This window comes from Frankia casuarinae (genome assembly GCF_000013345.1).
Classification (GTDB): domain Bacteria; phylum Actinomycetota; class Actinomycetes; order Frankiales; family Frankiaceae; genus Frankia; species Frankia casuarinae.
This window is the reverse complement of record NC_007777.1, coordinates 2,169,847-2,182,221: the sequence shown is the minus strand read 5'-3', so window position 1 is coordinate 2,182,221 and position 12,375 is coordinate 2,169,847. Positions and strand designations below refer to the sequence as shown.

Here is a 12,375-nt window from a genome sequence, read left to right as displayed (position 1 = left end):
AGGAACGTGCGGCAGGTCGGCACGGCGGATGGTCGGCTGCGGCCCGCAGGCGGGGCCGCCGGGTCGGGGGTCGCTGCATGGCGGGTGACGGAGCTGGCCGGGTGGGCACCGTGGCTGGCACCAGCGAGGGCGATGCTGGCTGGCGTGAGCGCGACGACGCGACACACAGGGCAGTACACGGCCAGTTCTTGGGACCGTGGACTCCGACGCCGACGGGTGCCGAGGAACCGGAGGCGGTGTGGTGCACCAGCCGTCTCGCCGACGATGTCTACTGGCAGGCCGGTGCGGTGCATGAGGCGTCCCACGCCGTGGTCGGGACCGCCGTCGGCCTGCCGCTCCTGCACGCGACCTTGGAGAGTGACAGGTCCGTCCGCATTGGCGGCGTCGTGTCGTTTACCGGGCCCGGCGACGCTCAGCTTTTCGCGGTCTGGCTCGCCGCGGGTGCCGTCGGGCAGTCACAGTGGCTGTGCGCCGCTGGCTACGGTCACCCTGAGCTGCACCGCTGTGTAAGGGCCATTGGGGGCGGCGCGGACCGGGCCGAGGCCGAGCGGCTCGCCGCGCAGGGATTCATCATTGATCTCCAGCGTGCTCACCTCGACGCGTCCCGGCTGCTCGGCGACCCGGGGCTCTGGGCGGCTGTGGGGCAGACGGCCCGGCTGCTGCTCACGCGACGACATCTGACGTCCGCGGACGTCGTCGCCGTCCTGGAGACTCACCGCATCACCACACAGCAGGTCTGGACACCGGATATCGGACCTGCGGACGGTTGACCTGCGTGCGCGGTCCCGCGGTTCGACCCTCCCAAGGCGACGAGCGCGCGGACCCGCATCGCCGCGTCCACTGACCCGGTGGGCTATCGGGGCTTGGCCGGGCCTGGGGTCCGTGCGGCTGCGGACTGCGCTCGCGGCGCGAACCCGGTCCGGGCCGACCTGCCCGAGGGGCTGCGGGCCGCGGCCGACTGCACCCGCGACGCCGCTTTGCCCGTCATCGGCGTCGACCGTGACGACCTCGCGCTGCTCGTCGTACTCCGTCCAGACCTGCTACCGCTGCTGCCCATCGTGCTCACCTCCGTGCCTGCCCCGGCGTCTCCGCGCCGACCGGGTGGGATGACGCCAACCAGCTGGCCGTCCGGCGGTCGTCTGGTTGATCCGGCCAGCATGACCACCGCCGCGGGAGCCACCGACCGTACCCAGGCTCGCCGGCAACGGGCCGTCGGCTGACAGGCCGAGAGCGGCCCGGTACTCGGCGTCGCGGACGTCACGGCGCCGCCGCGTCTTCTCGTCCCTCATCGGCATCACCCGTCCTGCTCACATCGGGACGCTCCTGTCCATGCTCGCGCGCCGACGGCGGGCGTGCGACAGCAGACATGATCAAATATTGGGACTTGTCGGCTGGTGAAAAGCGGGTGGCCGGCCCGTCATGCCGCTCACGGACCTTCCGCGACGCATCGTCGCGGACCCGCATGGAAGGGAAATCGTCACATGGCCCAGGTTCGGTTCGCGACGTACAACACCCTCGACCTCTTCGCGTCCGACAGTCCGGACGAGCGGGAGCGTTACCGGCGAGTTGTCGAGGTGATCCGCGGTCTGGACGCGGACGTGGTTGCGGTCCAAGAGATCATCGCCCCCGATGTCGAGGTCGCCGCGGGGCGGCTGCGGACCCTCGCCGACGACGCCGGGATGGAGTGCACCTACGAGCCGAACCGGCCCGCGATCGCCGCCGGCCGGCAGCGCTTCCACGTCGGCCTGCTATGGCGGCCGGGGCTGAGCGTGGTCCCGGGGTCGTTCCGCACATACGGGGCGGCGGACTTCTGGCACGCCCTCGCGAAGATCACAATCGAGATTGCCGGACGGCAGATACAGCACGCGAGCCACCACGCGACCCCGTTCGGCCGGCACATGCGGGCCGACCAGATGGAGCGGGTCGTGGCGGTGATGACCCGACCCGAGGGCAGCCCGCCCGGCCTGATCGGCGCGGACTGGAACTGCGTCGGCGCCGACCGGCGGCCGGACGGCTCCTACTACGACCCGGACCCGTATGCCGACAGCGACTGGTACGCGGATTTGATCTACCAGACGGTGTGGGGCTACGACGAGCGGGGCCGCCGGCGGCACCGGGCCGACCGGGAGCCGGGCGAGGTGCTGTACGCGGGCGGGCTCGCGGACGCCGCGGTCGTGCTGGATCGGCCGTGGGAGGCCACCGTCGGGCACTGGCCCGGCAACACCTTCGGAGACCGGCGGATCGACGCGATCCGCGTAACCGCCGAGATCGCCCCGGCCCTGCGCGCGGTCGAGGTCACCCGGACCGAGCTCGCGCGCAGCGCCTCAGATCACCTGCCCGTCACAGTCACCTACGAGACCACGGCTCTCGGCGCGCAGGCGCAGCGCAGCAACCCGCAGCTTCCCTCGTGAGAGGAACCGACCGAGGGCAGGCGAGTGAGACCTGACGGTCTGCGAGGATGATCCCCCAATGGTGGTATGCGGGGGGCGGCGATGACGACTCGGTACCCGATGTGGCCGCCGGCGGTCGTCGAGGGGATCTGCGACGTCCTCGGCCGCACGGACCGGCCGGGACTCACCGGTAGAGAGATCGACCGGCTGCTCGGCATGCTCGGCATCGCCGATGTCCAGCCGGGCGCCAGCAAACGGGACCGGCTGTGGGCCGCGCTGATGAGCAAACAGCAAGCCAATCAGGCGAGCAACTGCATCATCGGGTTAATCACCGAGGCGATGGCGCCCGGCCGCTACCTGGAGGACCCGGCCCGGTTCGAGGCTCTGCGCGATGGTCTGGCCGAACCTCTCGCTCTGGTCGGATGCCGGGTCAGCGACGAGGGCAAGGTGGCGCGGGCGCGGAGGGCGACCACCCTGGATGAGGTGGCCGCGTTGGCGGGACGGCTACGGACCGAGCTCACCCGCCGAGGTGTGCACCCGGAGGTCACCCGGTACTGCGAGGAGTAGATCCTTCGCAAGTCGCTGTTCCACGCCGTGTTCGAGGCCACGAAGGGACTCGCGGAACGGCTGCGGCAGCTCGGCGGTTCGCAGCTCGACGGCGCCGCCCTCGTCGACTACTGCTTCGCGGTCAAGACCGGTTCCCTGCGGATCAACGCCTTCCGCACTGAAACAGAGATCAGCGAGCACACGGGGTTCGCGAACCTGCTCAAAGGGGTGTTCGGCACGTTCCGTAACCCTCCGGCCCACACGCCACGGGCCACGGCGGGATGGACCATCACCGAGCCCGACGCCCTGGATCTGTTCTCGACGCTGTCGCTCCTGCACCGACGCCTGGACAGCGCTACCACGGTGTCGCGGCCATGACCGAACCCGACGGGAGACCCATGGAGATCAACGACCGGCAGCTCGACGAAATCCTGGCCGACTTCTCCGCCCTCGGCCGGCCCACCTACCTCGATGATCCTGCCCTGGGCTTCGGGCACGCCGCCCTCGATCGAGACGACCTCGGCATCCCCCGGTTCAGCCCCGACCTGCCGCAAGTCCCGGTCGCCCTGATCGAACGCCACCAGGCGCTGTGGACCCACCCCGACAACCCGACGCCACGACAGGAGGTGTGGACCGAACTCGCGCTGGCACAGGGCATGCAGCGCATCGGCCCCCTCGGCGTGCACCGACTGCCCAACCTGGACGGATGGCTGCTCGGGGAATGGCCCCGCGACGGCGGTGGGCTCCAACTCCAACAGCCCGACGGCAACCTGTTCGTGTACGCGTTGTGCACTCTCCCCGCCGACTGGATCACCGCGGCCCGCCACTACGGCGAGGTTCTGGTGCTACACGGCCCACACCTGGGCCTGCGCATCCCCTCCGGCGATCCCGACGCCGAACAGCGGCGCGCAACCGAGCTGGCCACCGCGCGGGAGGACGGGCTGGTCACCGGCGGCCTCATCCTGTGGGGACGGACGCTCGCGCCCTGATCCATACCCGCGTGAGAGATCGCGGCCGGTGATCGGCACCGCCCGCCGCAGGATAGGCGGGGTTCGTCGTCCACTCACCCGTCCCGCAGCGTCCGTTCGCGGGGCTCGCGGTGGGAGCCGAGGAGTTGCGCTTCGAGGTCGGCGAGGCGTTTGTCCAGGAAACACCAGTCCGTTCGTGGCACGGTGGCGCAGGTTCGCGCGGTCCTCGACGTTCGCCCTGTCGACTCTGGCGACGCGATCCGTTCCGGTGGCCAAATCGCCACCGATCGGCAATCTCGGTGGCGACATCCCTAAGGAGAGTAGAGGTGCGTCACCGCGTGGGCGAATGCGGCCCGGGTGGCTGCGGGCACCCCGAGACGGTTCCAGTGGGCGTTGACGATGGTGGCCAGGACATCAACGAGTCCGCGGGTCAGCAGGTTGTTGTCGGCGGCGTCGGCGAGCCGTTCGCCTGCGTCGGCGCAGCCGTCCGTCCACGCTGCGGCGGACGCAAATGCCAGGTCGGAGGCTGGGTCGGTCAGGGATGCGAGCAGTTCCGCGCCGAGGCGGCGCGCGCCGGTCGGGTCGACGTTGGGATGGGTCGCGGCGAGGCGGGTGTAGACGTCGCCGCGGGCGGGCCAGGCGAGTCCGGCGGCGATCATCAGGGTGTCCAGGACGGCGACGGACAGCTCGCGGCGGCCGAGCGGCGGATCGGCCAGGCGGGCGTAGCCGAGGACGGCTCGGCTCTCAACGACGAAGAGATCCTGGGCGATGGCGGCGCCGGTAAGTCCGCCGAAGGGCTGCGGGTCCAGTTCGTAGGGCTCCGGAACGGTCGCGGCGACAGTTCCGGTTCGTCCCAGCCGACGGATCGCCTGGCCAGCGGCGGCGAGGTCGGGATTATGCAGGTAGATCCGCCAGGCACGAGGCTCCCGCCGAAACCACCACCCGACCGACCGACGACTCGCGCACAGCGTGTCGAGCACCGGGGCCACGATGGTCGACATCGTCGTCTCGGCCTGCGTCCGGTCGCCGAAGACGACGCGGACGGTGTACCAGCGGCCCGCGGATCGCGCCTCGACCGCCCTTTTGCCGCCTGCGTGGTAAGTCGCGAGGGCGGCTTGCAGATCCACGGCCGACAGACCGGTTCGGGCGGCGACCTCGGGGAGAGCCTCTCCGGCGAGGACGGCCCGCACCGCCTCCGCGACCTGGCCAGCAGGCGTCGTCGCCGGTTTCGCCGTTGTCATCTGTCATCCCCTGTGGGCACGCCTGGAACCGGACGCAGTTCGGATGGCCTACGGCTTGCGCGCGATGGCCGCGTAGCAGGACACCTCCGCGTCCGTTGGATCACCGGCGGTGTTGGGGGCGTCGGGGTGCCAGCGGTGTGCGACGACGACCCCGGGATCGACCAGATCAAGGCCCGTGAAGAATCGCTCGACCTCGGCTCGGCTGCGGGCCTGGGCAGGGATACCGCGGTCCCGGTAGATGGCAGCGGCCCGGTCCGCCTCGGCGGGCGCGAAGTCGGCGGTGGCGTGCGTGAGCGCCAGAAAGCTACCAGCGGGTAGTGCGTCCAGCAGCGTCTTCACGATGCCGTAGGGGTCGTGGTCGTCGAGCAGGAAGTGCAAGATCGCGATCAGTGACAGCCCGACCTGCCGGCTCAGGTCCACAGTGGCACGTACCTCCGCCGAGCCAAGGATCTTCTCCGGGTCCCGAAGGTCGGCATCGAGGTAGGCGGTGGCGCCTTCCGGACTGGTGGTCAGCAGGGCACGGGCATGCGCCAGGACGACGGGATCATTGTCCGCATAGACGACCCGGGTATCGGGGGCTACCGACTGCGCTATCTCATGCAGGTTCGGGCTGGTCGGGATGCCAGTGCCGATATCCAAAAACTGGCGTATCCCCGCCTCGGCGGCGAGGAACCGCGTCGCCCGCCGCAGAAAACCCCGGTTCTCATGGGCCACCGTCCACGCCTGGGGAAATGCTGCCAGCACCTGCTCGGCGGCTTCCCGGTCGGCGGGAAAATTGTCCTTACCGCCCAAATAGTAATCGTACATGCGCGCAGAGTTGGGTGCATCGGTGCGGAGATCCGTCGTCGCAGCTGTCTCCTTGGCCGCTGATTGAAAGTTCCAGCCGCCGACCGTGCTGTCCTCGTCCGTCACTGACGCCACTTCCGCTGTTCCCTAGTCTTTGGGCTTTTCTTGTGTCCATGCAAGGTTTCGACGATCCGCAGACGGTGGTGCGCTGCGTGGAGGTCCGCCTGCCCCACCGGACCTTGTCAACGGCGGGGCGGGCGACGGTGGACATGCCTGGCGCGGGTCACGCTTTGCCGAGGATGCGGTTGATCGTCGAGCCGCAGACAGGGCATGAGCCTCGGGCCATCCGCCGGCGGGACTCGCTGATCCGGACCTCGCCGGTGTAGTGGCGTTTCTCCTTGCATTTGAGGCAGTAACCCTCGTAGCTGGAGGTGCTGTCGGACACTCGGACTCCCTTCCGGGTCCGCCCCCGGTTGTGGTCGCCGGATTGGACGGGCTGGTTGATAACGCTCGTGACGGTGATGGATTTGGAAGCAAAGGACTGGCGCTGTTGCGAGCGTTGCGTTGTGTCACGCCTCGCTGTCGATGGCCGCGTGGCAGCCGACCATGGCGTCGGTAGTGGGCTGATCGTCGTGGGCTCGGTCGGGTGCCAGCGCTGGCACGGCTCGATGGCTGGCGGAACGCGGGCTAGCGTTTCAAGGAGCCGGGCGCGAGTCATTCCCCGAGGAGCGAAGAGGTGATTCGGGGTCGCGCGCCCTGCCTGACCTGCACCGAGACCGTCGGTGAGCCGCATCCTCTTCACACCGATTGGCGCGAAACGCTCCCGCGCGAGGGACGCATCCCGCGCGGTGCGGCGCGCCCACCGGCATGCCCGTGTCCTGAGACTCCGCGACGAGGCGCGGCGGCCTAGCCGCCCGAGACCGCCGACCTGCGAAGATCGAGATAGGCCACGTTGGTGCATGCTCTGGGCCTAGCGGCCACCGGGGAGAGCGCACGGTGCGTGCGCCAAATAAGAACGCTGAACAGCAATATTGTGTCGTGCGGGTCAGTGTTCGTCGGCGCGGCGACGAGGTTGATTGTTCTCGGGCGCTGTAGGAGTCCCCGGGAACCGCAGCCAGGCCGCTCGTCGGGCGGCGAGGACGGGGATCGTGCTGACGGTGACGTCGTCGAGATCCTGCCAGTAGAGGCCCTCCGGGCGGTGGGGTGGCCCGCAGGTGATGGTGCGGGTGGGGGTGACGATGAGGTCGACGCTGAAATCGTGGCGGGTTTCCGGGAGGTCGTCATCGACGACCTGAAGGTCATGGACCGTGGTGACGATGATGGTGGTGGACTGGATGAGCCCGGCTTCCTGGAGAAGCGCGAATTCGAGGTCGGAGTAGCCGGCGCCTTTCCCGAGCCGAACGCCGGCTCGGTTGACCGCGACGCTGCCGCACACGACGATGTCGACGGGGTCCATGTCGTCCACGCCGACCGGGTCGGCGATGGTGGCGGCGACGTGCCGGTCGGCGGCCTGCTCGGGAGGCAGGGGCAGCACGGCGGGGTCGAGACGGTAGAACGGCAGCGGCTCGGCCAGTCTGGGCACGGCCATGTAGACGGTCTTGCCGTCGCGCAGCGCGTGGGCGCGGACGGGTTGCTGCGCCCGATCGGGCACAGCCTTCACGACGTGCGCCGAGGTCCACGCGGGTAGGGCGGCCAGCCGCGTGGCGGCGACCTCGGCGCCGGTGAACGCGGGGATATACCCATGGACGCCCGGTGGCGCGGCCTGTTCGCCTTCCAGAAGGGCCCAGATCCGGTCGCGGACCTGCTGTTTGGCGTCGTGGACGTCGCGGTTCATGGGGTTGTAGGGACTGGGGGCGCCATGACATCGAGGAGACGGTCGCAGGCGTCGCGGACGGCCGGCACATGGCGCCAGGGCCCCAGTTCCCGGCTGATCGTGAACGCCATCGTGATACCGCCGCCGCCCCGCGTGCGGGTGACCACATCGAGGGCCTGGCTGAAAGCGTGCGCGGCCTCGTCGGGTTTGCCTTGGCGGATCTGGGCGAGCGCAAGGTTCCCCAGGACGATCGCGTCGGCCTTGGCCGGGTTGTGAAGGTGGGAGTAGGCGTGTCCCAGGAGCTCCTCGGCCGTCCTCGGCTGGCCGAGGAAGAGGTAGCAGGAGCCGGCCATGCGGGGGATGTGCCTGGGCGAGTACAGGTAGCTCGCCTCGTCCGCGGCGTCGGTCCTGCCCAGAAGGTGTTCGGCGTGGCCGAGCAGCTGTTCGCACTCGGCGGTGTCGCGTTGCATCGCGTACGCCTCGGCGGCGTGCAGGGCGGCCAGCCCGGCGAGGACGTCGCTGGAGCCTTCGGTCACCGCCATGCACCGGCGAGCGAGATCGAGCGCCGTCTGTGGGGCCCGCTCACCGTGCAGAGCGACGATCGTGGAGCGCAGCAGCGCGAGTCCTTCCGCGATCGGATTGCGCAGCTCCCGGCCTGCGGCGGCGGCCCGGTCCAGATAGGTGTGGGCCTGGCGGTGGTCGCGTCGCTGGGAGGCATCCCAGACAAGCTGGCCCATCAGGATCGCCGCCTCGGCTTCCGCGGTCAGCAGTTCCCGGCGCAGCCGCATCGTCGGTGTCTGGGAACGCAGATAGCTCACGAGAGTGAGCAGCTGGCCTGCCTCGGGCAGCAGCTCTGTCGGCGGCGTGCGGTCGTACTGGGCATCGAGGTCTTCGACCCGCTGGCGCAGGAGCGCGATCGTCACCAGATCCACGGATCGGGGCTGGTCGCGGACATGGCGGAGACGCTCCTCGACCGGCTCGTGCTGACCCACTGCCAGGACAGGCCAGGTCACAAGATCGAAGGCCGGGCCGCGAGCCGGTCGGTCCCGCGAACGGTCGGCTGCGGATCGGGCCAGGGGCGGCGTTCCGGCCAGGGCCCGACTTGGCGGCGCAGACGGGGCCGGGGCCGGCGCGGAGGCGCCCATGCTGGTAAGGAGAAGCCGATCTGAGGGGCTGAGATGGTCGTGGTCGTCGAGGTCGAGCAGGGTGTGAACATCGGTGCCGTAGACGCCGGCGAGCAGGGCCAGGGTCTGGGGCATGAGCCGGCGCACGCGTGACCGGGGGAAGTTCTCCAGCTCGCTCAGCTTCGGCTCGGTCATCGGTGCTTTGCCCGTGGGGTCGAGCCCGTGTTCGGCGGCGTAGGCGTTGATCCGGTCCGCGGCCTGTGTCAACGTCCAGCCGAACGCATGCCGATGCGCCGCCCGAGGGCGAAACCGGTAGCGGCGGGCGAACTCCGCGGCGATCTCCTGATGCGTCATCCCGCGATCCCGCATCCGACTGCGCAGGTCGTCCTGTTCGGCGCGCAGGCTGGCCTTGGGCCTGGACATCCGGGATATCCCCTCGCCGGCGACAGGCTCTCCCGGCGGAGAGCCCGCAAAAGCAATCAGTCCGTCTCACGGTAGCCGTACGGTCACGTCGCCCGCGGCGTGGCCTGGTCGGTGCCTGGCCGTCGCGCGTGGTCTCGCCGAGTTGGGCGACTGTCGCGGTGCACGTGAACCGGCAGCACGGGGCGTTCACCACCGCGGCCGGTTGCAGTCAGGCGCAGGGCGGGGCCGGCACGCTGCGTCGGCGCGCTCGGGCGGTGTGACCGCCGACACGATCCTGGTTACCGGACGATCACATCTCGCGTACCAGGAGGCGCCGCTGGCTCGAAGCAACGGCCGCCTCCATGAGAGTTTCTCCAGGTCAACAGGGGTTCGATTCGACGAACAGCTTCTTCGTCGCCGCAGGAATGACCGGCCGTCGCCGTCAGGACGATGGTGTAACGGTTCCCCTATGCCTACGGTCAGTGAGGGCCGCCCCCATGATGAGGATCGACTGCGCGACGCCCTGTAACCCCCGTCTCGGGGCCAGCCCCGGACCGGACGACAGACCGGGACGGCCGCGCCGATCGCCGAGGGGCGCCCTCGTCGGAGCAGGACGATCGTCGCGGGGGCGGTCCTGATGGAGCCGGAGACGTTCGCCCCAACGGCGCCCGAGGGCCCGAACGTGGCCAGGGTCTACGACTACTTCCTCGGCGGGGCACACAACTTCCCCGCCGATCGGGAAGCCGCGGCGCGGGTCATCGAGACGTGGCCGCAGATCCGAGACACCACCCGGGTCAACCGTCTGTTCCTCGGTGAAGCAGTCCGCTTTCTCGCCGGCGAGGTCGGCCTTCGCCAGTTCCTCGACATTGGCTCCGGCATGCCGACGATGGGCAACGTCCACGAGGTCGCCCAACAGGTCACGCCGGACGCCTGCGTCGCCTACGTGGACCACGACCCCGTCGCGGTCGCGCACAGCCAGATCCTGCTCGCGTCCAATCCAAAGGCGCTGGCGGTGGAAGCCGACTTGGCCCGGCCCGAGGAGATCCTGACCCACCCGGAGATCACCGGCCTGCTGGACCTGTCCCAGCCGGTCGGGCTCCTGCTCGTGGCGATCCTGCACTTCTTCCCCGACGACACCGACCCGCAACGGCTGGTCGCCTCTCTGCGCGACGCCCTTCCGGCGGGCAGTTACCTGGTCTTGACCCACGCCACCGGCGACGGGCAGGGCAGGGACGTCGCGGACGCGGCCGAGGTGTACCGGCGCACGACCGCGCCGTTCCAGCTGCGCGACCGGGACCAGGTGACGGGGTTCTTCGACGGCACCGAGCTGGTCGAGCCCGGCGTGGTCCTGCTCCCGGGCTGGGAGGACGACCGGCAGCGCCGGGCGACGACGGCCGCCGGACGGCTGCCGGTCTACGCCGGCGTCGGTCGTATCCGATGAGCCCGCCGCCGGGCTGCTCGACCTGCTGGCCTGCGGCCGACGTCCGCCGGCTGGTGGAGCACGCCGAGGGACGGATCGCCGCCGCGACCGCCGCGCTGTGGCCGCGGACCGAGACGACGTTCGGACCGACGCTCACGGCTGGCAGCGCGATCCTGCGCCAGGTGCACGTCGGTCCCGAGACGCTGTGCGCGACGCTGCGCCCCGCGGGCACACCGCTCACTGGCGTGGTGCTCGGCGACTGCGGCGACCTCGCCGCCGTGCTGAGCGACGAGGCGGGCGACGCGGACGCGACGGCCCAGGAGGACGCGACCGCCCGGGAAGCCGAACAGCTCACCGCCCTCGTCGCCTACAGCGGTCTGCGGGTCGCCGGCCCGATCGCCACGGTACGCGGGGTGATGTTCGCCCCGTGGGTGACCGGCGCCAGCCTGACCAGCAGGCTCCAGGACCGCCCGGCGGCCCTCACGCACCTGCTGACGACGCTCATGGACGACCTGGGTGAACTGCACCGCGACCCACCGGAGCAGCTGCGGCAGGTGGCCGCGCCGACGACCCTGCGAACGCACCCTCGGATTCTCGCCCAGGCATTGGCCCACTCGGTGAATCACCTTCATTCAGCTCCCGCGCAGCCAGCCGGGACCGGCGAGCTGGGCGCGCTGCTGGGAACCCTGTCCCTACGGCTCACGCGGCTGGCCGCCCAGCTCGATCCGTTGCTGGTCACCCGAACCGGGATCGCGTTCGGCGGGCTCACACCACGCCACGTGCTGTACCCGGAAACCTCGTCCCGCCCGGTGCTGGTGTCCCCTGACCTGGGGCCGGGGGGAGAGCCCGCGGACATCGGAACCCTGCTTGGCCACCTGCATCTGCTGGCCCTCGACAGCCCACCGACGGTGCGGTCGGACTTCGTCGAGGGTATCGAGGCGTACCTTGCTGGCCGGGTGGCCGCCCATGGCGCCGAGTGGAACGGCTGGCTGACCCTCGTGATGACGACCTGGGCGGCCACCGTCTACGACACGGTCGTCGCCGCCCTGACACTGCCCGCCGCGCTGCCCCTCGACCCGGCCATCGGCCAGCTGGCGGCTCGTCCGCTGCCGGCGCTGGCCGACGTCAAGACCCTCACCGGTGAGCTGCGCCGGCGAGGCGCTCTGCCCGCGCTGAACGCCACCCTGGCCGCGCTCGCCGGCCGCCCGGCGGACGACGACGACGTCGAGAGGGCCACGACGACCGCGCGGCGCTGAATGCACCGTCGCGGACCCCGCCCACGGAAGGCGAACCTTCATGGTCACGACGCTGCACCGCGCCCCGGTGAGCCGGTCACCGCACAACGAGGGTCACGACCCGCTCGATCGTGACTTCGAGCGGCTTCGAGGCGCCGCGGTCCGCCTGCTCGATACCCACGTCCGTCACGGCGCCGTCTGCGCGGGCTGCGGGCGGCCATGGCCGTGCGACCTGGTCCTGCTCGCAGACCAGAACCTGACGCTGGTCGCCGACACCGCCCCTGCCCGTGCCCCGGATTCCCCGCCCGACCGCCCGACCGCTCCCGCCGACACGGCCGGGGATCACGTGGTCTCTCCGGCCCAGCCTGTCGCGTCCAGGGCGGCTGGCAGTGGCCCTACACCCCCGGCCGCACCCGCAGCGTCAGCGCGAGGGCCGCTTTCCGCCTCCGT

The 12,375-nt window shown here is 70.6% G+C and carries 14 protein-coding genes; 8 read left to right on the top strand and 6 right to left on the bottom strand.

The genetic code is table 11. From position 1 onward, the window contains the following. The first annotated feature begins 77 nt into the window (after window positions 1–77). From FRANCCI3_RS09295 to FRANCCI3_RS09275, 6 genes are all read left to right on the top strand, one after another. Window positions 78–770: a hypothetical protein gene (locus tag FRANCCI3_RS09295; protein WP_011436283.1), complete on the top strand. Its 693-nt coding sequence runs from the start codon at window positions 78–80 to the stop codon at window positions 768–770. Between the two features lie 93 nt (window positions 771–863). Beyond that, window positions 864–1,220, top strand: a complete 357-nt coding sequence (locus FRANCCI3_RS27290) for a hypothetical protein (protein WP_011436282.1) — start codon at window positions 864–866, stop codon at window positions 1,218–1,220. Window positions 1,221–1,481: 261 nt separating this feature from the next. Continuing rightward, complete coding sequence (locus FRANCCI3_RS09285) at window positions 1,482–2,411, top strand: endonuclease/exonuclease/phosphatase family protein (RefSeq protein WP_011436281.1); 930 nt, start codon at window positions 1,482–1,484, stop codon at window positions 2,409–2,411. Between the two features lie 81 nt (window positions 2,412–2,492). Continuing rightward, the gene (locus FRANCCI3_RS27430) at window positions 2,493–2,957 is read left to right on the top strand and encodes a hypothetical protein (RefSeq protein ID WP_011436280.1); all 465 of its coding nucleotides are present in this window, start codon (window positions 2,493–2,495) and stop codon (window positions 2,955–2,957) included. Next, window positions 2,958–3,314, top strand: coding sequence for a TIGR02391 family protein (locus tag FRANCCI3_RS27425; RefSeq protein WP_308726849.1), 357 nt, complete (start codon window positions 2,958–2,960; stop codon window positions 3,312–3,314). It begins immediately after the preceding gene. Window positions 3,315–3,334: 20 nt separating this feature from the next. Further along, a complete protein-coding gene (locus FRANCCI3_RS09275) occupies window positions 3,335–3,925 on the top strand; it encodes a hypothetical protein (protein WP_011436278.1) in 591 nt (196 codons plus the stop codon). A 290-nt stretch (window positions 3,926–4,215) separates the two neighbouring features. Here the strand turns inward: FRANCCI3_RS09275 and FRANCCI3_RS09270 are convergent, their stop codons facing one another. From FRANCCI3_RS09270 to FRANCCI3_RS27285, 5 genes are all read right to left on the bottom strand, one after another. After that, the gene (locus tag FRANCCI3_RS09270) at window positions 4,216–5,145 is read right to left on the bottom strand and encodes a thiopeptide-type bacteriocin biosynthesis protein (RefSeq protein WP_011436277.1); all 930 of its coding nucleotides are present in this window, start codon (window positions 5,143–5,145) and stop codon (window positions 4,216–4,218) included. Window positions 5,146–5,193: 48 nt separating this feature from the next. Beyond that, window positions 5,194–6,066, bottom strand: a complete 873-nt coding sequence (locus FRANCCI3_RS09265; RefSeq protein WP_011436276.1) for an SAM-dependent methyltransferase — start codon at window positions 6,064–6,066, stop codon at window positions 5,194–5,196. A 148-nt stretch (window positions 6,067–6,214) separates the two neighbouring features. After that, a complete protein-coding gene (locus FRANCCI3_RS26825) occupies window positions 6,215–6,376 on the bottom strand; it encodes a DUF5679 domain-containing protein (RefSeq protein WP_162865199.1) in 162 nt (53 codons plus the stop codon). Window positions 6,377–6,976: 600 nt separating this feature from the next. Further along, window positions 6,977–7,765, bottom strand: coding sequence for a 5-formyltetrahydrofolate cyclo-ligase (locus tag FRANCCI3_RS09255; protein WP_011436274.1), 789 nt, complete (start codon window positions 7,763–7,765; stop codon window positions 6,977–6,979). Beyond that, window positions 7,762–9,291, bottom strand: coding sequence for a tetratricopeptide repeat protein (locus FRANCCI3_RS27285; protein WP_011436273.1), 1,530 nt, complete (start codon window positions 9,289–9,291; stop codon window positions 7,762–7,764). The genes FRANCCI3_RS09255 and FRANCCI3_RS27285 overlap by 4 nt, the downstream gene beginning before the upstream one ends. Before the next feature lie 616 nt (window positions 9,292–9,907). On the opposite strand from FRANCCI3_RS27285, the gene FRANCCI3_RS09245 reads away from it, so the two are divergent. Next, complete coding sequence (locus tag FRANCCI3_RS09245) at window positions 9,908–10,711, top strand: SAM-dependent methyltransferase (protein ID WP_011436272.1); 804 nt, start codon at window positions 9,908–9,910, stop codon at window positions 10,709–10,711. Then, entirely contained in the window at window positions 10,708–11,946 is a 1,239-nt protein-coding gene (locus FRANCCI3_RS09240) for a hypothetical protein (protein WP_011436271.1), read from the top strand. The genes FRANCCI3_RS09245 and FRANCCI3_RS09240 overlap by 4 nt, the downstream gene beginning before the upstream one ends. A 76-nt stretch (window positions 11,947–12,022) precedes the next feature. On the opposite strand, the gene FRANCCI3_RS09235 is transcribed toward FRANCCI3_RS09240, so the two are convergent. Next, window positions 12,023–12,271: a hypothetical protein gene (locus FRANCCI3_RS09235; protein WP_011436270.1), complete on the bottom strand. Its 249-nt coding sequence runs from the start codon at window positions 12,269–12,271 to the stop codon at window positions 12,023–12,025. Window positions 12,272–12,375 lie beyond the last annotated feature (104 nt).